Origin of the sequence: Pseudomonas sp. RC10-4-2, from assembly GCF_050433085.1 — a bacterium.
GTDB lineage: Bacteria > Pseudomonadota > Gammaproteobacteria > Pseudomonadales > Pseudomonadaceae > Pseudomonas > Pseudomonas aeruginosa.
This window is the reverse complement of sequence record NZ_JBNPXX010000010.1, coordinates 19,582-42,042: the sequence shown is the minus strand read 5'-3', so window position 1 is coordinate 42,042 and position 22,461 is coordinate 19,582. Positions and strand designations below refer to the sequence as shown.

34 protein-coding genes are annotated in these 22,461 nt (G+C 60.7%); 1 reads left to right on the top strand and 33 read right to left on the bottom strand.

Annotation, left to right across the window (positions count from 1 at the left end):
• Positions 1–69 precede the first annotated feature (69 nt).
• Positions 70–567 carry a single-stranded DNA-binding protein gene (gene ssb, locus FHW81_RS30155; RefSeq protein WP_003114685.1) on the bottom strand — a complete coding sequence of 166 codons (498 nt, stop codon included), beginning with the start codon at positions 565–567 and terminating at the stop codon, positions 70–72.
• 16 nt (positions 568–583) lie between these two features.
• Positions 584–1,972 (bottom strand): MFS transporter, encoded by a 1,389-nt coding sequence (locus FHW81_RS30150; RefSeq protein WP_003103910.1) that lies wholly within the window; start codon positions 1,970–1,972, stop codon positions 584–586.
• Positions 1,973–2,185: 213 nt separating this feature from the next.
• Between FHW81_RS30150 and uvrA the strand changes: the two genes are divergently transcribed.
• Positions 2,186–5,023, top strand: coding sequence for an excinuclease ABC subunit UvrA (gene uvrA / locus FHW81_RS30145; RefSeq protein ID WP_003093663.1), 2,838 nt, complete (start codon positions 2,186–2,188; stop codon positions 5,021–5,023).
• A 71-nt stretch (positions 5,024–5,094) separates the two neighbouring features.
• Here the strand turns inward: uvrA and bfr are convergent, their stop codons facing one another.
• The 31 genes from bfr to tuf all read right to left on the bottom strand — a co-directional run bounded on the left by bfr (position 5,095) and on the right by tuf (position 22,434).
• On the bottom strand, positions 5,095–5,559 hold the full coding sequence (gene bfr, locus FHW81_RS30140; RefSeq protein WP_003093668.1) for a bacterioferritin: 465 nt from the start codon (positions 5,557–5,559) through the stop codon (positions 5,095–5,097).
• 130 nt (positions 5,560–5,689) lie between these two features.
• Positions 5,690–7,138 carry a catalase KatA gene (gene katA, locus FHW81_RS30135; RefSeq protein ID WP_003103909.1) on the bottom strand — a complete coding sequence of 483 codons (1,449 nt, stop codon included), beginning with the start codon at positions 7,136–7,138 and terminating at the stop codon, positions 5,690–5,692.
• Between the two features lie 281 nt (positions 7,139–7,419).
• Entirely contained in the window at positions 7,420–7,809 is a 390-nt protein-coding gene (gene rplQ, locus FHW81_RS30130) for a 50S ribosomal protein L17 (protein WP_003093672.1), read from the bottom strand.
• Positions 7,810–7,852: 43 nt separating this feature from the next.
• Entirely contained in the window at positions 7,853–8,854 is a 1,002-nt protein-coding gene (locus tag FHW81_RS30125) for a DNA-directed RNA polymerase subunit alpha (RefSeq protein WP_003093675.1), read from the bottom strand.
• Positions 8,855–8,876: 22 nt separating this feature from the next.
• Positions 8,877–9,497, bottom strand: coding sequence for a 30S ribosomal protein S4 (gene rpsD / locus FHW81_RS30120; protein WP_003093678.1), 621 nt, complete (start codon positions 9,495–9,497; stop codon positions 8,877–8,879).
• A gap of 16 nt (positions 9,498–9,513) precedes the next feature.
• The gene (gene rpsK, locus FHW81_RS30115; RefSeq protein WP_003093689.1) at positions 9,514–9,903 is read right to left on the bottom strand and encodes a 30S ribosomal protein S11; all 390 of its coding nucleotides are present in this window, start codon (positions 9,901–9,903) and stop codon (positions 9,514–9,516) included.
• Positions 9,904–9,921: 18 nt separating this feature from the next.
• On the bottom strand, positions 9,922–10,278 hold the full coding sequence (gene rpsM, locus FHW81_RS30110) for a 30S ribosomal protein S13 (RefSeq protein WP_003093692.1): 357 nt from the start codon (positions 10,276–10,278) through the stop codon (positions 9,922–9,924).
• A gap of 130 nt (positions 10,279–10,408) precedes the next feature.
• Complete coding sequence (rpmJ, locus tag FHW81_RS30105; RefSeq protein WP_003093693.1) at positions 10,409–10,525, bottom strand: 50S ribosomal protein L36; 117 nt, start codon at positions 10,523–10,525, stop codon at positions 10,409–10,411.
• A gap of 28 nt (positions 10,526–10,553) precedes the next feature.
• Complete coding sequence (gene secY, locus FHW81_RS30100; RefSeq protein WP_003093694.1) at positions 10,554–11,882, bottom strand: preprotein translocase subunit SecY; 1,329 nt, start codon at positions 11,880–11,882, stop codon at positions 10,554–10,556.
• Complete coding sequence (gene rplO / locus FHW81_RS30095) at positions 11,883–12,317, bottom strand: 50S ribosomal protein L15 (RefSeq protein ID WP_003093695.1); 435 nt, start codon at positions 12,315–12,317, stop codon at positions 11,883–11,885. It lies immediately after the preceding gene.
• Positions 12,318–12,320: 3 nt separating this feature from the next.
• The gene (rpmD, locus tag FHW81_RS30090; RefSeq protein ID WP_003093696.1) at positions 12,321–12,497 is read right to left on the bottom strand and encodes a 50S ribosomal protein L30; all 177 of its coding nucleotides are present in this window, start codon (positions 12,495–12,497) and stop codon (positions 12,321–12,323) included.
• A gap of 2 nt (positions 12,498–12,499) precedes the next feature.
• Positions 12,500–13,000, bottom strand: coding sequence for a 30S ribosomal protein S5 (rpsE, locus tag FHW81_RS30085; protein ID WP_003093697.1), 501 nt, complete (start codon positions 12,998–13,000; stop codon positions 12,500–12,502).
• A 3-nt stretch (positions 13,001–13,003) separates the two neighbouring features.
• Positions 13,004–13,354, bottom strand: coding sequence for a 50S ribosomal protein L18 (gene rplR / locus FHW81_RS30080; protein WP_003093698.1), 351 nt, complete (start codon positions 13,352–13,354; stop codon positions 13,004–13,006).
• 10 nt (positions 13,355–13,364) lie between these two features.
• Positions 13,365–13,898, bottom strand: coding sequence for a 50S ribosomal protein L6 (gene rplF / locus FHW81_RS30075; RefSeq protein WP_003093699.1), 534 nt, complete (start codon positions 13,896–13,898; stop codon positions 13,365–13,367).
• An 11-nt stretch (positions 13,899–13,909) separates the two neighbouring features.
• Positions 13,910–14,302 carry a 30S ribosomal protein S8 gene (rpsH, locus tag FHW81_RS30070; RefSeq protein WP_003093700.1) on the bottom strand — a complete coding sequence of 131 codons (393 nt, stop codon included), beginning with the start codon at positions 14,300–14,302 and terminating at the stop codon, positions 13,910–13,912.
• A gap of 189 nt (positions 14,303–14,491) precedes the next feature.
• Positions 14,492–14,797 carry a 30S ribosomal protein S14 gene (gene rpsN, locus FHW81_RS30065; protein ID WP_003093701.1) on the bottom strand — a complete coding sequence of 102 codons (306 nt, stop codon included), beginning with the start codon at positions 14,795–14,797 and terminating at the stop codon, positions 14,492–14,494.
• Positions 14,798–14,810: 13 nt separating this feature from the next.
• The gene (gene rplE, locus FHW81_RS30060; RefSeq protein WP_003093703.1) at positions 14,811–15,350 is read right to left on the bottom strand and encodes a 50S ribosomal protein L5; all 540 of its coding nucleotides are present in this window, start codon (positions 15,348–15,350) and stop codon (positions 14,811–14,813) included.
• Between the two features lie 19 nt (positions 15,351–15,369).
• Positions 15,370–15,684, bottom strand: a complete 315-nt coding sequence (rplX, locus tag FHW81_RS30055) for a 50S ribosomal protein L24 (RefSeq protein WP_003093711.1) — start codon at positions 15,682–15,684, stop codon at positions 15,370–15,372.
• A gap of 12 nt (positions 15,685–15,696) precedes the next feature.
• Positions 15,697–16,065 carry a 50S ribosomal protein L14 gene (gene rplN, locus FHW81_RS30050; RefSeq protein ID WP_003093714.1) on the bottom strand — a complete coding sequence of 123 codons (369 nt, stop codon included), beginning with the start codon at positions 16,063–16,065 and terminating at the stop codon, positions 15,697–15,699.
• A 23-nt stretch (positions 16,066–16,088) separates the two neighbouring features.
• Complete coding sequence (rpsQ, locus tag FHW81_RS30045; protein ID WP_003093717.1) at positions 16,089–16,355, bottom strand: 30S ribosomal protein S17; 267 nt, start codon at positions 16,353–16,355, stop codon at positions 16,089–16,091.
• 2 nt (positions 16,356–16,357) lie between these two features.
• The gene (gene rpmC, locus FHW81_RS30040; RefSeq protein WP_003093720.1) at positions 16,358–16,549 is read right to left on the bottom strand and encodes a 50S ribosomal protein L29; all 192 of its coding nucleotides are present in this window, start codon (positions 16,547–16,549) and stop codon (positions 16,358–16,360) included.
• Complete coding sequence (gene rplP / locus FHW81_RS30035) at positions 16,549–16,962, bottom strand: 50S ribosomal protein L16 (RefSeq protein WP_003093723.1); 414 nt, start codon at positions 16,960–16,962, stop codon at positions 16,549–16,551. The genes rpmC and rplP overlap by 1 nt, the downstream gene beginning before the upstream one ends.
• 11 nt (positions 16,963–16,973) lie before the next feature.
• Positions 16,974–17,660, bottom strand: coding sequence for a 30S ribosomal protein S3 (gene rpsC / locus FHW81_RS30030; RefSeq protein WP_003093727.1), 687 nt, complete (start codon positions 17,658–17,660; stop codon positions 16,974–16,976).
• Between the two features lie 12 nt (positions 17,661–17,672).
• Positions 17,673–18,005, bottom strand: coding sequence for a 50S ribosomal protein L22 (rplV, locus tag FHW81_RS30025; protein WP_003103908.1), 333 nt, complete (start codon positions 18,003–18,005; stop codon positions 17,673–17,675).
• 12 nt (positions 18,006–18,017) lie between these two features.
• The gene (gene rpsS / locus FHW81_RS30020; protein ID WP_003093734.1) at positions 18,018–18,293 is read right to left on the bottom strand and encodes a 30S ribosomal protein S19; all 276 of its coding nucleotides are present in this window, start codon (positions 18,291–18,293) and stop codon (positions 18,018–18,020) included.
• 16 nt (positions 18,294–18,309) lie between these two features.
• Positions 18,310–19,131, bottom strand: a complete 822-nt coding sequence (gene rplB, locus FHW81_RS30015) for a 50S ribosomal protein L2 (protein ID WP_003103878.1) — start codon at positions 19,129–19,131, stop codon at positions 18,310–18,312.
• Between the two features lie 11 nt (positions 19,132–19,142).
• Entirely contained in the window at positions 19,143–19,442 is a 300-nt protein-coding gene (gene rplW / locus FHW81_RS30010; protein WP_003093736.1) for a 50S ribosomal protein L23, read from the bottom strand.
• The gene (gene rplD / locus FHW81_RS30005) at positions 19,439–20,041 is read right to left on the bottom strand and encodes a 50S ribosomal protein L4 (protein WP_003093737.1); all 603 of its coding nucleotides are present in this window, start codon (positions 20,039–20,041) and stop codon (positions 19,439–19,441) included. Before rplD ends, rplW begins: the two co-directional genes overlap by 4 nt.
• Before the next feature lie 13 nt (positions 20,042–20,054).
• Positions 20,055–20,690 carry a 50S ribosomal protein L3 gene (rplC, locus tag FHW81_RS30000; RefSeq protein WP_003103877.1) on the bottom strand — a complete coding sequence of 212 codons (636 nt, stop codon included), beginning with the start codon at positions 20,688–20,690 and terminating at the stop codon, positions 20,055–20,057.
• Between the two features lie 82 nt (positions 20,691–20,772).
• Entirely contained in the window at positions 20,773–21,084 is a 312-nt protein-coding gene (gene rpsJ, locus FHW81_RS29995) for a 30S ribosomal protein S10 (RefSeq protein WP_003103876.1), read from the bottom strand.
• A 156-nt stretch (positions 21,085–21,240) separates the two neighbouring features.
• Positions 21,241–22,434: an elongation factor Tu gene (tuf, locus tag FHW81_RS29990; RefSeq protein ID WP_003115146.1), complete on the bottom strand. Its 1,194-nt coding sequence runs from the start codon at positions 22,432–22,434 to the stop codon at positions 21,241–21,243.
• Positions 22,435–22,461 lie beyond the last annotated feature (27 nt).

Here is a 22,461-nt window from a genome sequence, read left to right as displayed (position 1 = left end):
CCCGAGGGCGGCAGGGGGTCTTCGAAGGTCTGCCCGTGGCGCGGACGGGCCGCGCCGCAAGGGCGTCGCTTAGAACGGAATGTCGTCGTCGAAGCTGTCGTAGTCCTGGGCCGGTTGCGGCGCCGGTTGCTGCTGCGGGGCCGGACGCGACTGCTGCTGCGGGGCCTGCTGCGGGCGCTGCATGGGCTCGCGCGGGGCGCGCTGCGAATCGTCGCCGGAGGGGCGGCCGCCGAGCAACTGCATGTTGCCGTTGATGTCGACCACGATCTCGGTGGTGTAGCGATCCTGACCATCCTGGCCCTGCCACTTGCGGGTGCGCAGGCTGCCTTCGACGTAGACCTGGGAACCCTTGCGCAGGTACTCGCCGGCGATCTCCGCCAGGCGGCCGAAGAACACCACGCGGTGCCATTCGGTGCGCTCCTGTTGCTGGCCGGTCTGCTTGTCCTTCCAGCTCTCGCTGGTGGCGAGGGTGATGTTGGTCACCGCATTGCCGTTGGGCATGTAGCGGGTTTCCGGGTCACCACCGACGTTACCAACCAGAATGACTTTGTTAACCCCACGGGCCATGACGTTCTCCTAAGGTTCAGCATCCGCCCGGCGCGGCCTGGGCCAGGCGCTCGAGGGCGGTGCGATCCACTTGTTGGGTATCCACTTTGACATAGGCGGCGGCCTCCTCGGCCACCACCACGGCGTCTGCCACACCGGGCAACGCCCTGAATCGCTGGACCAGCACCGCGTCCTGCAGCGCGGCGGGCGCGAGCGGCAGGCGAATGCTGGTCACATAAGGCGGTTCGCGCATGGTAACAGCAATCGCCAGCCAGAGGGCAGCGAGCACCGCGCATCCGATGAACACCATGCTCAGCCCGCCGTGCTGGAACATCCAGCCGCCGAGGATGCCGCCCAGCGCCGCGCCGAGGAATTGGCTGGTGGAATACACCCCCATCGCCGTGCCCTTGCCGCCGGCCGGCGAGACCTTGCTGACCAGCGACGGCAGCGAGGCTTCGAGCAGGTTGAAGGCAGTGAAGAACACCACCGTGCCGACCACCAGCATGGCCAGGCTGTGACCGAAGACCAGGAAGAACAGTTCGCAGGCCAGCAGGGTCGCCACCGCGCCGGTCAGCACGCGCTTCATGCGACGCTTCTTCTCGGCGTAGATGATGAACGGCACCATGCCGAAGAAACCGACCAGCAGCGCGGTCAGGTAGACCCACCAGTGCTGCTCCTTGGGCAGGCCACCCTCGTGCACCAGTGCCAGCGGCAAGGCGACGAAGCTGGCCATGAGGATGGCGTGGAGGATCAGGATGCCGGCGTCCAGGCGCAGCAGGTCGCCGTGCTTCAGGGTCGGCAGCAGGGCCTGGCGCGCCACGCTGGATTCGCGGTGCTGGGTCATGTGGTCCGGCTGCGGGACGAAGAACAGGATCAGCAGCAGGCCGACCAGCGCCATCCCGGCGGTGAACCAGAACAGCCCATGCAGGCCGAACAGATGGGTCAGCACCGGGCCGAGCACCATGGCCACGGCGAAGGAGACGCCGATGCTCATGCCGATCATCGCCATCGCCTTGGTCCGGTGCTGCTCGCGGGTGAGGTCGGAGAGCAGCGCCATCACCGCCGCCGAGATCGCCCCGGCGCCCTGCAGGACGCGGCCGGCGATCACCCCCCAGATGGAGTCGGCATTGGCCGCGAGGGCCGCGCCGGCGGCGAAGATCAGCAGCCCGACGACGATCACCGGGCGCCGGCCGATGCGGTCGGAAATGGTCCCGAAGGGAATCTGCAGGATCGCCTGGGTCAGGCCATAGGCGCCGATGGCCAGGCCGATCAGCGCCGGGGTCGCGCCGGCCAGGTCCTGGCCGTAGGTGGCCAGCACCGGCAGGACCATGAACATGCCGAGCATGCGGAAGGCGAATACCAGTGACAGCCCGACGGCCGCTCGCGTTTCGGTACCGCTCATCCGCTCAGTATGTGAGTCGTGCATAACACCCTCATGGAAGAAACCGCTGCAGGGCAAGGCCTCATGCCCCTGCCGATGGCGCCGCCGCCCGCTCCTGGGCGGCCGGGGCAATGCCCGCGCCGGAAAAATGCCGCGCATTCTACCAGTCCGCCCCCTCGCGGCACAGGCGCGCCACTTTGCCGCGCGCTAGCGGCCAGCCGTATAATCAGCGGTTTTCGCCCGCCATGCGAGGCCGCTGTGGATAAGATCCTGATTCGTGGGGCGCGTACCCACAACCTGAAGAACGTCGACCTCACACTGCCACGCGACAAACTGATCGTGATCACCGGTCTTTCCGGTTCCGGCAAGTCTTCCCTGGCTTTCGACACGCTCTATGCGGAAGGCCAGCGGCGCTACGTGGAATCCCTCTCGGCCTACGCCCGGCAGTTCCTGTCGATGATGGAGAAGCCGGACGTGGACACCATCGAAGGGCTGTCGCCGGCGATTTCCATCGAACAGAAGTCCACTTCCCACAACCCACGCTCCACCGTGGGTACGATCACCGAGATCTACGACTACCTGCGCCTGCTTTATGCCCGCGTCGGTACCCCGCGCTGCCCGGACCACGACATCCCGCTGGAGGCGCAGACCGTCAGCCAGATGGTCGACCAGGTCCTGGCCCTGCCGGAAGGCAGCAAGCTGATGCTGCTGGCGCCGGTGATCCGCGAGCGCAAGGGCGAGCACCTGGCGGTGTTCGACGAGATGCGCGCGCAGGGCTTCGTCCGCGCCCGGGTCGACGGCAAGCTCTACGAACTCGACGAAGTGCCGAAACTGGATAAGCAGAAGAAGCACAGCATCGATGTGGTGGTGGACCGCTTCAAGGTTCGCGCGGACCTCCAGCAACGCCTGGCCGAGTCGTTCGAGACCGCCCTGTCCCTGGCCGACGGTATCGCCCTGGTAGCACCGATGGACGAGGACGAGGATGTCGAGGAGATCATCTTCTCGGCGCGCTTCGCCTGCCCGGTCTGCGGCCACTCTATCAGCGAGCTGGAACCCAAGCTGTTCTCCTTCAACAACCCGGCCGGCGCCTGTCCGACCTGCGACGGCCTCGGCGTGAAGCAATTCTTCGACGCGCGCCGGGTGGTCAACGGCGAGTTGACCCTGGCCGAGGGCGCGATCCGCGGCTGGGACCGGCGCAACGTCTATTACTTCCAGATGCTCGGTTCGCTGGCCCAGCATTACGGCTTCAGCCTGGAAGAACCCTTCGACGAACTCGGCGCCGAACACCAGAAGGTGGTGCTCTACGGCTCCGGCCGGGAAAACGTCGACTTCCGCTATCTCAACGACCGCGGCGACATCGTCAAGCGCTCGCACCCCTTCGAAGGCATCCTGCCGAACCTTGAGCGGCGCTACCGCGAGACCGAGTCGGCCACGGTCCGCGAGGAGCTGGCCAAGTTCCTCAGCACCCAGCCCTGCCCGGATTGCCACGGTACCCGCCTGCGCCGCGAGGCGCGGCATGTGTGGGTCGGCGACCGGACGCTGCCGGCGATCACCGCGATGCCGGTCGGCGAAGCCTGCGAGTATGCCGCCGGACTCAGCCTGACCGGCCGCCGTGGCGAGATCGCGGCGAAGATCCTCAAGGAAATCCGCGACCGCCTGCAATTCCTGGTCAACGTCGGCCTCGACTACCTGACCCTCGACCGCAGCGCCGACACCCTGTCCGGCGGCGAAGCCCAGCGCATCCGCCTGGCCAGCCAGATCGGCGCCGGCCTGGTGGGAGTGATGTACATCCTCGACGAACCCTCGATCGGCCTGCACCAACGCGACAACGAGCGCCTGCTCGGCACCCTCACCCACCTGCGCAACCTCGGCAACACGGTGATCGTGGTCGAGCACGACGAGGACGCGATCCGACTCGCCGACTACGTCGTCGACATCGGTCCGGGCGCCGGCGTGCACGGCGGCCAGGTAGTGGCGGAAGGTACGCCCGACCAGGTGATGAACCACCCCGACTCGCTGACCGGCAAGTACCTTTCCGGGCGCAAGAAAATCGCGGTTCCGGCCAAGCGCACCCCGCGCGACAAGAAGAAGCTGCTGAAGCTGAAAGGCGCCCGCGGCAACAACCTGCAGAACGTCAACCTGGAAATCCCGGTCGGCCTGTTCACCTGCATCACCGGGGTCTCGGGCTCCGGCAAGTCGACGCTGATCAACAACACCCTGTTCCCGATCACCGCCACCGCGCTGAACGGCGCGACTACCCTGGAAGTGGCGCCGTATGACTCGTTCGACGGCCTGCAGCACCTGGACAAGGTGGTCGACATCGACCAGAGCCCGATCGGTCGTACCCCGCGCTCCAACCCGGCGACCTATACCGGCCTGTTCACGCCGATCCGCGAACTGTTCTCCGGCGTGCCGGAGGCCCGCTCGCGCGGCTACGGTCCCGGCCGCTTCTCGTTCAACGTCAAGGGCGGCCGTTGCGAGGCCTGCCAGGGCGACGGCGTGATCAAGGTGGAGATGCACTTCCTGCCGGACATCTACGTTCCCTGCGATGTCTGCAAGGGCAAGCGCTACAACCGCGAGACCCTGGAGATCCGCTACAAGGGCAAGAGCATCCACGAGGTGCTGGAGATGACCATCGAGGAAGCCCGCGAGTTCTTCGACGCCGTCCCCGCCCTGGCGCGCAAGCTGCAGACGCTGATGGACGTCGGCCTGTCCTACATCAAGCTGGGCCAGAGCGCGACCACCCTCTCGGGCGGCGAGGCGCAACGGGTCAAGCTGTCCCGCGAGCTGTCCAAGCGCGATACCGGCAAGACCCTGTACATCCTCGACGAACCGACCACCGGCCTGCATTTCGCCGACATCCAGCAACTGCTCGACGTGCTCCACCGCCTGCGCGACCACGGCAACACCGTGGTGGTGATCGAGCACAACCTGGACGTGATCAAGACCGCCGACTGGCTGGTCGACCTCGGCCCCGAGGGCGGCTCCAAGGGTGGCCAGATCATCGCCAACGGTACGCCGGAGCAGGTGGCCGAGATGCCCCAGTCGCACACCGGCCACTTCCTCAAGCCGCTGCTGGAACGCGATCGCGCCTGATTGCCGGGCGCTCATGAAAAAGCCCCTGCGACCGTGAGGCGCAGGGGCTTTTTCGTATCCGCGGGGTAGGGTCAGATCTGCGATTGCAGGTAGTTCTCCAGGCCCATCCTGGCGATCAGGCCAAGCTGTTGCTCCAACCAGTAGGCGTGGTCTTCCTCGGTGTCGGCCAGTTGGGCCTTGAGGATGTCGCGGCTGACGAAGTCCTTGTGCTGCTCGCAGAGGGCGATGCCCTTGGCCAGCGCGGCGCGGACATGGCGCTCGAGCTTGAGGTCGGCCTCGAGCATCTCCGGCACCGTGGTGCCCGGGTGGATATCGTCGGGACGCATGCGCGGCGTACCTTCGAGCAGGAGGATACGGCGCAGCAGGGCATCGGCGTGCTGGGTCTCCTCCTCCATCTCGTGGTTGAGGCGCTCGTAGAGCTTGCTGAAGCCCCAGTCCTCGTACATGCGCGAGTGGATGAAGTACTGGTCGCGCGCGGCCAGCTCGCCGGTCAGCAGCGTGTTGAGGTAATCGATGACTTCCGGATGGCCTTGCATCGGGGGGCTCTCCCTGGAGAAAACTAGGAATCTAGCCGCATATGCTCCCGGCTCCGCCTGATCCGGGTCAAGCCAATGCAGATAAAAAAGCCCCCTTCCTAGGAAGGGGGCCGGGGGCCTCATCAGGCCATCAGTCCAGCTTCAGGCCGAGGGCGTCGGCGACGCCTTTGCCGTAGGCCGGGTCGACCTTGAGGAACAGGCCGATCTGGCGACGCTGGATCTGTTCCGGTACATCGCGGATGTCTTCGGCGATGTTGGCGAACAGCCGCTGCTTCTGCTCGTCAGTGAACAGATGGAACAGCGCGGCGGGCTGGCTGTAGTAGTCGTCGTCCACCCGGTGGTTCCAGTGGTCCGCCGCGCCCTCCAGGCTCAGCGGCGGCTCGGAGAAGTCAGGCTGCTCCTGCCACTGGTTGAAGCTGTTCGGCTCGTAGGTGACGCGCTGATGGGCGTTGTTGCCGTCCACCCGCATGCCGCCGTCGCGGTGGTAGACCTGGTGCGGGCAACGCGCGGCGTTCACCGGGATCTGGTGGTGGTTGACGCCCAGGCGATAGCGATGGGCGTCGCCGTAGGAGAACAGACGGCCCTGGAGCATCTTGTCCGGCGAGAAACCGATACCGGGCACCACGTTGGCCGGCGTGAAAGCGGCCTGCTCGACCTCGGCGAAGTAGTTGTCCGGGTTACGGTTCAGCTCGAAGAAGCCCACTTCGATCAACGGGTAGTCGCCGTGGGGCCAGACCTTGGTCAGGTCGAACGGGTTGTAGCGATAGGTGGCCGCTTCCTTCTCGGGCATGATCTGCACGTACATCTTCCAGCGCGGGAAGTCGCCTTTCTCGATGCTCTCGTACAAGTCGCGCTGCGAACTCTCGCGGTCCTGGGCGATCACTTCGGCAGCCTCGGCGTTGGTCAGGTTCTCGATGCCCTGTTGGGTCTTGAAGTGGAACTTGACCCAGAAGCGCTCGTTGTTCGCATTGATGAAGCTGAAGGTATGGCTGCCGAAACCATGGATGTGCCGATAGCTCTTCGGCAGGCCGCGGTCGCTGAAGTCGATGGTCAACTGATGCAGCGACTCGGGGAGGTGAGAGAAAAAGTCCCACTTGAAGGTCGCATTGCGCAGGTTGGTGCGCGGGTCACGCTTCACCACGTGGTTGAGATCGGGGAACTTGAGCGGGTCGCGCAGGTAGAACACCGGGGTGTTGTTGCCGACCAGGTCCCAGTTGCCCTGCTCGGTGTAGAAACGCATGGAGAAGCCGCGGATGTCGCGCTCGGCATCCGCCGCGCCGCGCTCACCGGCGACGGTGGAGAAGCGCAGGAACATATCGGTCTTCTTGCCGACCTGGGAGAAGATCTTCGCCCGGGTGTAGGGGGTGATGTCATGGGTGACGGTGAAGGTGCCGTAGGCCGCGGAGCCTTTCGCATGCATGCGTCGCTCGGGGATCACTTCGCGATCGAAGTGGGCGAGCTTCTCGAGGAACCACACGTCCTGCAGCAACATCGGGCCACGCGGACCGGCGGTCTGCACGTTCTGGTTATCGACCACCGGTGCGCCAGCGGCAGTGGTCAGGCGGGTCTTCTCTTCCATTTACTCTCTCCTCAACGGCTAACGTGCTATGAAGCGAAGCGGCTACACGGAAATCATCAGCGTGGACCAGGGATTGGCGGAGGACAACCTGTCGGCTGAACCAAGCGCCCTTTGCATTGATCTCGCTTATCCGAACGTAGCTTTTCGTAAAAGCAGGTTAAGGATGAATGACAGCCCTCCCGCAATCCAATTTATTAAAGAAAGCGATCCGATAGATAAAAACTTTAAGGCAGGTAATAAAAAAACCGGGCCTAGGCCCGGTTTCTTGTGCAGCAGATGCCTTATTCGGCAGCTTCTACGACTTCACCGCCGACAGGACGATCAACCAGCTCGACGTACGCCATGGGGGCGTTGTCGCCAGCGCGGAAACCGCACTTCAGGATGCGCAGGTAGCCGCCCGGACGGTTGGCGTAGCGCTTGCCCAGGTCGTTGAACAGCTTGCCAACGGCAGCTTTCGAACGGGTACGGTCGAAAGCCAGGCGACGGTTGGCGACGCTGTCTTCCTTGGCCAAGGTGATCAGCGGCTCGGCAACGCGACGCAGTTCCTTGGCCTTGGGCAGGGTGGTTTTGATCAGTTCGTGTTCGAACAGCGACACCGCCATGTTCTGGAACATAGCCTTGCGGTGCGCGCTGGTGCGGCTCAGGTGACGACCACTTTTACGATGGCGCATGGTTCAATTCCTTTCCAAACTTTACGTTCGGTAGTTACGACGATCAGGCAGTGGCCTTGTCGTCTTTCTTAAGACTTGCCGGCGGCCAGTTATCGAGGCGCATACCGAGGGACAGACCACGGGAAGCCAGAACGTCCTTGATTTCGGTCAGGGACTTCTTGCCCAGGTTCGGCGTTTTCAACAGCTCCACTTCGGTGCGCTGGATCAGGTCACCGATGTAGTAGATGTTTTCCGCCTTCAGGCAGTTGGCCGAACGTACGGTCAGTTCCAGGTCATCGACCGGGCGCAGGAGGATCGGATCGATCTCGTCTTCCTGCTCTTCAACGACGGGTTCGCTGTCGCCCTTGAGGTCCACGAACGCTGCCAGCTGCTGTTGCAGGATGGTAGCGGCGCGACGGATAGCCTCTTCGGGATCCAGGGTGCCGTTGGTTTCCAGGTCCAGGACCAGTTTGTCCAGGTTGGTGCGCTGCTCGACACGGGCGTTTTCCACCACGTAGGAGACACGACGGACCGGGCTGAACGATGCGTCGAGCTGCAGACGGCCGATGCTGCGGCTTTCGTCTTCATCGCTCTGACGTGCGTCGGCAGGCTCGTAGCCACGGCCACGAGCTACCTTCAGCTTCATGTTCAGCGCGCCGTTGTCTGCCAGGTTGGCGATAACGTGGTCACCGTTGATGATCTCAACATCGTGATCCAGCTGAATATCGGCAGCAGTCACAACACCCGAGCCCTTCTTAGCCAGGGTCAGCGTCACTTCATCACGACCGTGCAGCTTGATGGCCAGACCTTTCAGGTTCAGCAGGATCTCGATTACATCTTCCTGCACACCTTCGATCGCCGAGTACTCGTGGAGTACGCCGTCGATCTCGGCCTCGACCACTGCGCAGCCAGGCATGGAGGACAACAGGATGCGACGCAGCGCGTTGCCCAGGGTGTGACCAAAACCACGCTCGAGAGGCTCGAGCGTGATCTTGGCGCGGGTTTGACTGACCACCTGCACATCGATGTGGCGGGGGGTCAGGAACTCATTTACCGAACTCTGCATGGATGCACCTATTTTCTAGCCCTTACTTGGAGTAGAGCTCGACAATCAGGTTTTCGTTGATATCAGCGGACAGGTCGCTGCGAGCCGGAGCACTCTTGAAGGTACCAGCCTTCTTGTCGAGGTCGACTTCGACCCACTCGACGCGACCGCGCTGGCCACAGAGTTCCAGAGCCTGAGCGATACGCAGCTGGTTCTTCGATTTTTCGCGAACAGCTACGACGTCACCGGCCTTCACTTGGTAGGAAGGGATGTTGACGGTCTGACCGTTGACGGTGATGGCCTTGTGGGATACCAGCTGGCGGGATTCCGAACGAGTGGAACCGAAGCCCATGCGGTATACGACGTTGTCCAGGCGGCACTCGAGCAGTTGCAGCAGGTTCTCACCGGTAGAACCCTTGCGACGGGAAGCTTCCTGGTAGTAACCGCGGAACTGACGCTCCAGCACGCCGTAGATGCGACGTACTTTCTGCTTTTCACGCAGCTGCAGACCGTAGTCGGACAGACGGCCACGACGCTGGCCATGCTGGCCAGGAACGTTTTCAGCCTTGCACTTCGAGTCGAGGGCGCGGGCGCCGCTCTTCAGGAACAGGTCGGTGCCTTCACGGCGAGACAGTTTGCACTTGGGACCAATGTAACGAGCCATTTCTCACTGTCTCCTATTACACGCGACGCTTTTTCGGCGGACGGCAGCCGTTATGCGGGATCGGGGTTACGTCGGTGATGCTGGCGATCTTGTAGCCGCAAGCATTCAGAGCGCGAACGGCGGACTCGCGGCCCGGGCCCGGGCCCTTGACGTTGACGTCCAGGTTCTTCAGACCGTATTCCAGGGCAGCCTGGCCGGCACGCTCGGCCGCTACCTGGGCAGCGAACGGGGTGCTCTTACGCGAGCCGCGGAAACCGGAACCACCGGAGGTCGCCCAGGACAGTGCGTTGCCCTGACGGTCGGTGATGGTCACGATGGTGTTGTTGAAAGACGCGTGGATGTGGGCGATCCCATCGACCACTGTCTTTTTGACTTTCTTACGGGGACGAGCAGCAGGTTTTGCCATGACTAGATTCCTACGCGATTACTTGCGGATCGGCTTACGCGGGCCCTTGCGGGTACGCGCGTTGGTCTTGGTACGCTGACCGCGAACCGGCAGACCGCGACGATGACGCAGACCGCGGTAGCAACCGAGGTCCATCAGACGCTTGATGTTCATGTTGATTTCGCGACGCAGGTCACCTTCGGTGGTGATCTTCGCGACTTCGTTACGCAGCTGATCGATCTGCTCGTCGCTCAGGTCCTTGATCTTGGCAGCCGGGTTTACGCCGGTGGCTGCGCAGATGCTCTGAGCAGTAGTGCGACCAACACCATAGATGTAGGTCAGCGAGATAACAGTGTGCTTGTTATCCGGAATGTTGACGCCTGCAATACGGGCCATTCAGAAAAACTCCAATTGACAGCTACCCTGCGCCCAGGAAGCCAAGAAAGGGCGCGGATATTAGCGCTGTAATAGCAAATAATCAACCCGGCAGCACACTAGCTGCCGGGTTATCACGCGTGGATCACAATCAGCCTTGGCGCTGCTTGTGACGCGGTTCCGCGCTGCAGATCACCCGCACGATGCCATCGCGACGGATGATTTTGCAGTTACGGCACAGCTTCTTGACCGATGCACGAACTTTCATCACCAACTCCTCGAACCTTACGGGTCTATCAGCGCAGCATGCCGCTGCCGTAGCCCTTCAGGTTGGCTTTCTTCATCAGGGATTCATACTGGTGAGAAACGAGGTGAGATTGCACCTGGGCCATAAAGTCCATGACAACCACGACCACGATCAACAGCGAGGTCCCGCCAAGATAGAACGGCACGTGCGCCGCAACCACCAGGAACTGGGGCAGCAGGCAGACAGCCGTCATGTACAGAGCACCGAACATGGTCAAACGGGTCAGCACGCCATCGATGTAGCGAGCGGACTGTTCGCCCGGACGGATGCCCGGAATAAATGCACCGGACTTCTTGAGGTTCTCCGCCACGTCCTTCGGGTTGAACATCAGCGCTGTATAGAAGAAGCAGAAGAAAACGATCCCTGCAGTGAACAGCAAGATGTTCAGCGGCTGCCCCGGAGCGATCGCTTGCGCGACGTCCTGCAACCAACCCAAGCCTTCCGACTGACCGAACCAGGAGCCCAGGGACGCCGGGAACAGCAGGATACTGCTGGCGAAAATCGCGGGAATCACACCCGCCATGTTCACCTTCAACGGCAGATGGCTGGTCTGCGCTGCAAACACCTTGCGGCCTTGCTGGCGCTTGGCGTAATGCACCGCGATGCGACGCTGGCCACGCTCGATGAACACCACGAACGCGATGATCGCCACGGCCAGCAGGCCGACGCCGATCAGGGCGAAGATGTTGATGTCACCTTGACGGGCAGACTCGAAAGACTGACCGATGGCGCGCGGCAGGCCTGCAACGATACCAGCGAAGATCAACATCGAGATGCCGTTGCCGACACCGCGCTCGGTGATCTGCTCGCCCAGCCACATCATGAACATGGCACCAGCCACGAAGGTGGTGACAGCCACGAAGTAGAAGCCGAAGTCGTTGGAGAAGGCTACGCCCTGGCTGCCCAGGCCAACGGACATGCCGATGGCCTGGACCAGTGCCAGGACTACAGTACCGTAGCGGGTGTACTGGCTGATCTTGCGACGCCCAGACTCACCCTCTTTCTTCAACTGCTCCAGCTGCGGGCTGATAGCGGTCATGAGCTGCATGATGATCGAAGCCGAGATGTACGGCATGATCCCCAGTGCAAAGATACTCATGCGCTCCAGCGCGCCGCCGGAAAACATGTTGAAGAGGCTAAGAATGGTCCCCTCGTTCTGCCGGAACAGTGCCGCCAAGCGATCGGGGTTTATGCCCGGAACTGGGATGTGCGCGCCGATCCGATAGACGATGATCGCCAGGAACAGGAAACGCAGACGTGCCCAGAGCTCGGACAGACCGCCGTTGCTTAGCGCAGAGAGAGCACCTTGCTTAGCCATTTAGTCCTCGAATTTACCGCCAGCTGCTTCGATAGCCGCACGCGCACCCTTGGTGGCGGCGATACCTTTCAGGGTGACCGCACGACCAACTTCGCCGGACAGCATGACTTTGACGCGCTGTACGTGCTGGTTGATCAGGTTGGCATCCTTCAGGGTCTGCAGGCTGACGACGTCGCCTTCGACCTTGGCCAGCTCGGAGGTGCGTACTTCAGCACGATCCATGGCCTTCAGGGAAACGAAGCCGAACTTCGGCAGGCGACGGTGCAGAGGCTGTTGACCACCCTCGAAGCCCGGAGCGACCTTGCCACCGGAGCGGGAGGTCAGACCTTTGTGACCACGGCCACCGGTCTTGCCCAGACCGCTACCGATGCCACGGCCCGGACGGTGCTTTTCGCGACGGGCACCCGGCGCGGAACGCAGATCGTTCAGTTGCATGGATTAACCCTCCACACGCAGCAGGTAGTAGGCCTTGTTGATCATGCCGCGGTTCTCAGGAGTGTCCTGAACTTCGACGGTATGATTGATGCGACGCAGGCCGAGACCCTTGACGCAAGCCTTGTGGTTGGCCAGACGGCCGTTCAGGCTCTTGACCAGAGTGACTTTGACAGTTGCCATGGTTAGAGAATCTCCTCGACGCTCTTGCCACGCTTGGCCGCTACTGCTTCCGGAGCCTGCATGTTCTTCAGGCCCTTGAAGGTGGCGTAAACCACGTTCACCGGATTGGTGGAGCCATAGCACTTGGCCAGGACGTTCTGCACACCAGCCACTTCCAGAACGGCACGCATGGCGCCGCCGGCGATGATGCCGGTACCTTCCGAAGCCGGCTGCATGTACACCTTGGAGGCGCCATGGGCGGACTTGGTCGGATACTGCAGGGTGGTGCCGTTCAGATCGACTTGGATCATGTTGCGGCGAGCGGCTTCCATTGCTTTCTGGATGGCGGCCGGCACTTCACGCGCCTTGCCACGACCGAAACCAACGCGACCCTTGCCATCACCCACCACGGTCAGTGCGGTGAAAGCGAAGATACGGCCACCTTTTACGGTTTTGGCGACGCGGTTAACCTGAACCAGCTTCTCGATGTAGCCTTCGTCGCGCTTTTGCTCGTTGTTTGCCATAACTTAGAACTCCAGTCCGCCTTCACGAGCGGCATCAGCCAGCGCTTTCACACGGCCGTGGTACTTGAAGCCAGAACGATCGAACGCCACCTGGGTGACGCCGGCCGCTTTGGCGCGCTCGGCGACCAGTTGACCAACTTTCTTGGCTGCATCGATGTTGCCGGTGGCACCTTCGCGCAGGTCTTTGTCCAGGGTCGAGGCGCTGGCCAGGACCTTGCCGCCGTCGGCCGCAATGACCTGGGCGTAAATGTGCTGGGAAGAGCGGTACACGCAGAGGCGTACGGTTTCCAGCTCGCGCATCTTCAGGCGTGCCTTGCGAGCGCGACGCAGACGGGTTTCTTTCTTGACGCTCATTTGCTATGCCCTACTTCTTCTTGGCTTCTTTACGACGGACGACTTCGTCGGCGTAACGCACGCCCTTGCCTTTGTAAGGCTCCGGCGGACGGAAGTCGCGAATTTCGGCAGCAACCTGACCGACCAGCTGCTTGTCGATACCCTTGATCAGGATATCGGTCTGGCTGGGGGTCTCAGCGACGATGCCGGCCGGCAGTTCGTAATCAACCGGATGGGAGAAGCCGAGGGACAGGGACAGCACTTGGCCCTTGGCCTGCGCTTTGTAACCAACGCCGACCAGCTGGAGCTTGCGCTCGAAGCCCTGGCTGACGCCGACTACCATGTTGTTCACCAGAGCACGGGTGGTACCAGCCATGGCGCGAGTCTGCTGGTCGCCGTTACGCGCAGCAAAACGCAGCTCACCGCTGTCCTGGATCACTTCGACCGAAGGATGGACCTTGAGCTCCAGAGCACCTTTGGCGCCCTTGATGGACAGTTGCTGACCAGCCAGTTTGATTTCAACGCCGGCAGGCAGCTTGACGGGGTTCTTAGCAACGCGAGACATGCTGATTCCCCTTAGAACACAGTGCAGAGCACTTCGCCGCCAACACCAGCAGCACGGGCAGCACGATCGGTCATCACACCTTTGTTGGTGGAGACGATCGACACACCGAGGCCGCCACGAACTTTCGGCAGTTGCTCAACGGATTTGTACTGACGCAGGCCAGGACGGCTGATGCGCTTGACCTCTTCGATGACAGGCTTGCCTTCGAAGTACTTCAGTTCGATGGACAGCTGGGGTTTTACTTCCGAGCTGATCTGGAAATCCGCAATATAGCCTTCGTCCTTCAGGACTTTGGCTACCGCCGCTTTCAGTTTCGAGGACGGCATGCTTACGACGGTCTTTTCAGCCATCTGGGCATTACGGATGCGAGTTAGCATGTCTGCTAACGGGTCCTGCATACTCATGGGCTTAACGCTCCTGATACAAAAGAATAAGCCTTCAACTTCAATTCGCCCATAAACGCCAGGCGAAACAAACCCAGGCTCAGGGGAGCCGGGTATTCTAGAGATCACGCCAAAACGAATCAAGCCCCATGAGGGGCTTGATTCGATGTCGCGATCAACGGTGCCGACTGGCGACACCGTTCGTTGCGATTACCAGCTGGCTTTCACCAGACCCGGTACGTCGCCGCGCATGGCGGCTTCGCGCAGCTTGTTACGGCTCAGGCCGAACTTGCGGTAGAAGCCGTGCGGACGACCGGTCAGGCGGCAACGGTTACGCAGGCGGCTGGCGCTGGCGTCACGCGGTTGCTTCTGCAGGGCGACCTGGGCATTCCAACGCTCTTCCGCAGAGGAGTTCGGATTAGCGATGATCGCTTTCAGCTCGGCACGCTTCTTGGCGTACTTGGCTACCGTCAGCTGACGCTTCAGCTCGCGGTTCTTCATGCTCTCTTTAGCCATGTTCCTACTCCAATCAGTTACGGAACGGGAATTTGAAAGCACGCAGCAGGGCGCGACCTTCGTCATCCGTACGAGCGGTGGTGGTCAGGGTGATGTCCAGGCCACGCAGCGCATCGATCTTGTCGTAATCGATTTCCGGGAAGATGATCTGCTCTTTCACGCCCATGCTGTAGTTGCCGCGACCATCGAAGGACTTGGCATTCAGGCCGCGGAAGTCACGCACGCGCGGCAGGGAGATGGACAGCAGACGATCCAGGAACTCGTACATCCGGTCGCTACGCAGGGTGACCTTGACGCCGATCGGCCAGCCTTCACGGATCTTGAAGCCTGCGATGGACTTACGAGCGTAAGTCACGACCGGCTTCTGACCAGTGATCTTTTCCAGATCGGCTACGGCGTTCTCGATGATCTTCTTGTCACCGACCGCCTCGCCAAGACCCATGTTCAGGGTGATTTTGGTAACGCGCGGAACTTCCATCACGTTCGCCAGCTGAAGCTCTTCTTTCAGCTTGGGCGCGATTTCCTTCCGATAAATTTCTTTCAATCGTGCCATGGTGATCTACCTAGCAGCCTCAAGCCTGAACCGGTTTCTGGGTCGACTTGAAGACACGAATTTTCTTACCGTCTTCTACCTTGAAGCCAACGCGGTCAGCCTTGCTGGTTTCAGTATTGAAGATGGCGACGTTGGAGACGTGCAGAGGCGCCTCCTTCTCGACGATACCGCCCTGTTGGCCGAGCATCGGATTGGGCTTGGTGTGGCGCTTGATCAGGTTCACCCCGCCGACGACCAGACGGTCGTCAGCGAGAACCTTCAGCACCTTGCCACGCTTGCCCTTGTCCTTGCCGGCAATGACGATTACTTCGTCGTCACGACGAATCTTTTGCATGACGGCTACTCCTTACAGCACTTCGGGGGCGAGCGAGACGATCTTCATGAACTTCTCGGTACGGAGTTCACGAGTCACTGGCCCAAAGATACGGGTGCCGATCGGCTCCTGCTTGTTGTTCAGCAGGACGGCGGCGTTGCCGTCGAAGCGGATGATGGAACCGTCGGTACGACGTACGCCGTGCTTGGTGCGAACGACCACGGCAGTCATGACCTGGCCCTTCTTCACTTTGCCGCGCGGAATCGCTTCCTTGACGGTGACCTTGATGATGTCGCCGATGCCGGCGTAACGGCGGTGGGAACCGCCGAGCACCTTGATGCACATCACACGACGCGCGCCGCTGTTGTCAGCGACATCGAGCATGGATTGAGTCTGAATCATATAATTTCTCCGACCCCTAGTCCTTAGACTTCCACCGCGCGTTCAACGATATCAACCAGGGTCCAGGCCTTGGTCTTGGCCAGCGGACGGGTTTCGCGAATGGTGACCAGGTCACCAATGCGGCACTGATTGGATTCGTCGTGTGCGTGCAGTTTGGTCGAACGCTTGACGTATTTGCCGTAAATCGGGTGCTTGACGCGACGCTCGATCAGTACGGTGACGGTCTTGTCCATTTTGTCGCTGACGACGCGGCCGGTCAGCGTACGGACGGTTTTCTGAGCTTCAGCCATGATCACTTACCTGCTTGCTGATTGAGCACAGTTTTAACGCGAGCGATGTCGCGCTTAACCTGCGAGAGCAGGTGAGACTGCCCCAACTGGCCAGTTGCTTTCTGCATGCGCAGATTGAACTGGTCGCGCAGCAGGCCGAGCAGTTGCTCGTTCAGCTGCTCAACGGATTTTTCACGAAGTTCATTCGCTTTCATCACATCACCGTCCGCTTAACAAAGGAGGTGGCGAGGGGCAGCTTTGCAGCAGCCAGGGCGAAAGCCTCACGCGCCAGCTCTTCGGAAACACCCTCGATCTCGTACAGGACCTTGCCCGGCTGGATCTGGGCTACCCAGTACTCGACCCCACCCTTACCTTTACCCATACGAACTTCGAGGGGCTTCTTGGTGACAGGCTTGTCAGGGAATACGCGGATCCAGATCTTGCCGCCACGCTTCACGTGACGGGTCAGCGCACGACGCGCGGACTCGATCTGACGAGCAGTAAGGCGGCCACGGCTAGTGGCCTTCAGTGCGTACTCACCGAAGCTGACCTTACTACCACGATGAGCCAGACCACGGTTGTGGCCGGTCATTTGTTTGCGGAACTTCGTACGCTTGGGTTGCAGCATTTGCGTACTCCTTACCTAGCAGCTTTTTTACGAGGAGCGGGTGCTACCGGCTTCAGCTCTTCCTGGCGGCCACCGATGACCTCGCCCTTGAAGATCCAAACCTTGACACCGATCACACCGTAAGTGGTGTGCGCTTCGTAGGTGGCATAGTCGATATCGGCGCGCAGGGTGTGCAGGGGCACACGACCTTCGCGATACCATTCGGTACGGGCGATTTCAGCCCCACCCAGACGACCGCTGACCTGAATCTTGATGCCCTTGGCACCAATGCGCATGGCGTTCTGTACGGCGCGCTTCATGGCGCGACGGAACATTACGCGACGCTCCAGCTGCTGGGCTACGCTCTGCGCAACCAGCATGGCATCGAGTTCCGGCTTGCGGATTTCCTCGATGTTGATGTGCACGGGCACACCCATTTGCTTGGTCAGGTCCTGGCGCAGTTTCTCAACATCTTCACCTTTCTTGCCGATCACGATGCCGGGACGAGCGGTGTGGATGGTGATGCGTGCGGTTTGAGCCGGACGATGAATATCGATACGGCTTACGGACGCGCTTTTTAGTTTGTCTTGGAGGTACTCACGCACCTTCAGGTCGGCAAACAGGTAATCCGCATAGTTCTTGCGGTCTGCGTACCAAACGGAGGTGTGCTCCTTGACGATACCCAGGCGAATGCCATTGGGATGTACTTTCTGACCCATCTGTCGACTCCGTTACTTGTCCGCAACCTTGACCGTGATATGGCAAGACCGCTTCACGATGCGATCAGCACGGCCTTTGGCACGCGGCATGATGCGCTTGAGCGAACGACCTTCGTTGACGAAGACGGTGGAGACCTTCAGGTCATCCACATCGGCGCCTTCGTTGTGCTCAGCGTTGGCAACGGCCGACTCCAGCACTTTCTTCATGATCTCGGCGGCTTTCTTACTGCTGAAAGCCAGGAGGTTGAGCGCTTCGCCCACCTTCTTCCCGCGGATCTGGTCGGCGACCAAGCGGGCTTTCTGGGCGGAGATACGAGCGCCCGACAGCTTAGCGGCTACTTCCATCTTCCTTACCCCTTAACGCTTGGCTTTCTTGTCCGCAGCATGCCCGCGGTAGGTGCGGGTAGCGGCGAACTCGCCCAGTTTGTGGCCGACCATGTCCTCGTTGACGAGAACCGGTACGTGTTGACGGCCGTTGTGCACGGCGATGGTCAGACCAACCATATGCGGCAGAATCATCGAACGACGCGACCAGGTCTTGATCGGCTTGCGGTCGTTCTTTTCCACCGCGACTTCGACCTTCTTCAACAGGTGAAGATCGATAAACGGACCTTTTTTCAGTGAACGTGGCACTGTGGTATCCCTCTATTTACTTGCGGCGGCGGACGATCATGTTATCGGTACGCTTGTTCGAGCGAGTCTTCTTACCCTTGGTCTGAAGACCCCACGGCGATACCGGATGACGACCAGCAGAGGTACGGCCTTCACCACCACCATGCGGGTGGTCGACCGGGTTCATCGCCACGCCGCGAACGGTCGGGCGAACACCACGCCAGCGCGTAGCACCGGCTTTACCCAGCGAACGCAGGCTGTGCTCGGAGTTCGAGACTTCGCCCAGGGTCGCACGGCACTCAGCCAGGACTTTACGCATTTCACCGGAGCGCAGACGCAGGGTTACGTACGCACCTTCACGCGCGACCAGCTGGGCAGAAGCGCCAGCGGAGCGAGCGATCTGAGCGCCTTTACCCGGCTTCAGCTCGATACCATGAACAGTGCTACCCACCGGGATGTTGCGCAGAGGCATGCTGTTGCCTGCCTTGATCGGCGCACCGATACCGGAGATCAGCTGGTCACCTGCAGCAACGCCCTTGGGGGCGATGATGTAGCGACGCTCGCCGTCTGCATACTTCAGCAGAGCGATGTGTGCAGTGCGGTTCGGATCGTATTCGACGCGCTCAACGATGGCAGGGATGCCATCCTTGTTGCGACGGAAGTCGACCAGACGGTAGTGCTGCTTGTGACCACCACCGATATGACGGGTGGTGATACGACCGTTGTTGTTACGGCCGCCAGACTTGGATTTCTTTTCCAGCAGCGGTGCGTAGGGAGCGCCTTTGTGCAGCTCCTGATTCACCACCTTGACGACAAAGCGACGACCAGCGGAAGTCGGTTTGCACTTAACGATTGCCATGATGCACCCCTTTACTCAGCGCTGGTGGCGAAATCGAGATCTTGGCCCGGCTGGAGAGCGATGTACGCTTTTTTCCAGTCGTTACGCTTGCCCAGACCGCGAGCGGTGCGCTTGGTCTTACCCTTGACGTTCAGGGTAGTGACGCGCTGTACCTTCACGCTGAACAGGCTTTCTACGGCCTTCTTGATTTCCAGCTTGGTTGCATCGGTGGCAACCTTGAAAACGAATTGGCTCTTGCCGTCCGCGAGACCCGTGGCTTTCTCGGAGATGTGCGGACCAAGCAGCACTTTGAATACGCGTTCCTGGTTCATCCCAGCAGCTCCTCGAACTTCTTCACGGCGGACACGGTGACCAGCACCTTGTCGTAGGCGATCAGGCTGACGGGGTCGGAACCTTGGACATCACGTACATCGACGTGCGCCAGGTTGCGCGCAGCGAGGTACAGGTTCTCGTCGACACCATCGGTCACGATCAGCACGTCTTTCAGACCCAGGGTGTCCAGCTTGGCAACCAGGCCCTTGGTTTTCGGTGCATCGACAGCGAAGTCGGCAACGACGACCAGACGGTCCAGACGAACGAGCTCGGCAAGGATGGAGCGCAGTGCTGCGCGGTACATCTTCTTGTTCAGCTTCTGTTCGTGGCTACGCGGTTTAGCGGCGAAAGTGGTGCCGCCCCCACGCCAGATGGGGCTACGGATGGTGCCAGCGCGAGCACGACCGGTGCCCTTCTGACGCCACGGCTTCTTGCCACCACCAGAGACTTCGGAGCGAGTCTTCTGCGCCTTGCTGCCCTGACGGCCGCCAGCCATGTAGGCCACGACTGCCTGGTGCACCAGAGTCTCGTTGAATTCGCCACCAAAGGTACGCTCGGAGACTTCGATAGCCTGAGCGCCGTTCACATTCAATTGCATCTCAGCTTCCCCCTTAACCGCGAGCCTTGGCTGCCGGACGCACGATCACATCACCGCCGGTAGCGCCGGGAACGGCACCCTTGACCAGCAGCAGATTGCGTTCAGCATCGACGCGCACGATCTCCAGGGATTGAACGGTTACCCGCTCCGCACCCAGATGACCGGACATTTTCTTGCCCTTGAACACTCGACCAGGAGTCTGGCACTGGCCGATGGAACCCGGGACGCGGTGGGAAACGGAGTTACCGTGGGTGTTATCCTGACCACGGAAGTTCCAGCGCTTGATGGTGCCCGCGAAGCCCTTACCCTTGGACTCGCCGGTAACGTCTACCATCTGGCCTGCCTGGAACAGATCGACAGTGATCTGGTCACCAGCGGCATACTGCTCTTCGCCCAGACGGAATTCCCACACGCCGCGACCGGCGGCGACATTCGCCTTGGCAAAGTGACCAGCTTGCGCTTTGGTAACGCGAGAAGCACGACGCTCGCCGGCGGTGACTTGCACTGCACGGTAGCCATCGGTTTCTTCAGTCTTGAACTGGGTGACGCGATTCGGCTCGACCTCGATGACCGTAACCGGAATAGAGACACCTTCCTCGGTGAAAATGCGGGTCATGCCGCATTTACGACCGACAACACCAATTGTCATGTTGTAAACCTCTTGAGTGTACGGGGCTTTCACCCGCTATGGCCGCCCATTTCAGAGCGTTACACGACCAATGCCGAAGGCATTAGCCGAGGCTGATCTGTACTTCAACGCCTGCAGCAAGATCGAGCTTCATCAGCGCATCGACGGTTTTATCCGTCGGCTGGACGATGTCCAGTACACGCTTATGTGTACGAATTTCGTACTGATCACGCGCATCTTTGTTGACGTGCGGAGAGATCAGCACGGTGAAACGTTCCTTGCGGGTCGGCAGAGGGATTGGACCACGCACCTGAGCACCAGTACGTTTCGCGGTTTCCACGATTTCCTGGGTTGATTGATCGATCAGGCGATGGTCAAAAGCCTTCAACCGAATCCGGATTTGTTGGTTTTGCATTTGACCTCAGACTCCAATTTACCATTCCCAACGGACGGACTACGCCCGTTAAAAGGAGGCGCAATTGTACGGATGCCCCCACAGGGTGTCAATATTTAACCAACGAACGAAAAAAGGGGCCCCGGAGGGCCCCTTTTCTGATGGCAGGATCAGCGATTACTCGATGATCTTGGCAACCACGCCGGCGCCAACGGTACGGCCGCCTTCGCGGATCGCGAAGCGCAGGCCATCTTCCATGGCGATCGGAGCGATCAGGGTGACAACCATCTTGATGTTGTCGCCCGGCATTACCATCTCTACGCCTTCCGGCAGTTCGCAGTTACCGGTCACGTCGGTGGTACGGAAGTAGAACTGCGGACGGTAGCCCTTGAAGAACGGGGTGTGACGACCACCTTCTTCCTTGGACAGCACGTACACTTCGCACTCGAACTTGGTGTGCGGCTTGATGGTGCCCGGCTTGGCCAGCACCTGGCCACGCTCTACGTCTTCACGCTTGGTGCCACGCAGCAGGATACCAACGTTCTCACCAGCACGACCTTCGTCGAGCAGCTTGCGGAACATTTCAACGCCGGTGCAGGTGGTCTTGGTGGTCGCCTTGATGCCGACGATTTCCACTTCTTCCTGGACCTTGATGATGCCGCGCTCTACACGACCGGTTACCACGGTACCGCGGCCGGAGATCGAGAACACGTCTTCGATCGGCATCAGGAACGGCTGGTCGATGGCACGAACCGGCTCCGGAATGTAGGAGTCCAGGGTCTCTACCAGCTTCTGCACGGCGCTTACGCCGATGCCGTTGTCATCCTTGCCTTCCAGCGCCATCAGCGCGGAACCAATGATGATCGGAGTGTCGTCGCCCGGGAAGTCGTAGGTGTTCAGCAGATCGCGAACTTCCATCTCGACCAGTTCCAGCAGCTCGGCGTCGTCGACCATGTCGGCCTTGTTCAGGAACACGACGATGTAGGGAACGCCTACCTGGCGGGACAGCAGGATGTGCTCGCGGGTCTGCGGCATGGGGCCGTCGGCAGCCGAGCAAACCAGGATCGCGCCGTCCATCTGGGCAGCACCGGTGATCATGTTCTTCACGTAGTCGGCGTGACCGGGGCAGTCAACGTGAGCGTAGTGACGAACAGCGGAATCGTATTCAACGTGCGAGGTGTTGATGGTGATACCGCGGGCCTTTTCTTCCGGCGCGTTGTCGATCTGATCGAAAGCACGAGCGGAACCACCCCAGGTGTCGGAGCAGACCTTGGTCAGTGCAGCGGTCAGAGTGGTCTTGCCATGGTCAACGTGACCGATGGTGCCGACGTTGACGTGCGGTTTGTTACGTTCGAATTTTTCCTTAGCCACGACAGTAAACCTCTTACTTAAAGGGCT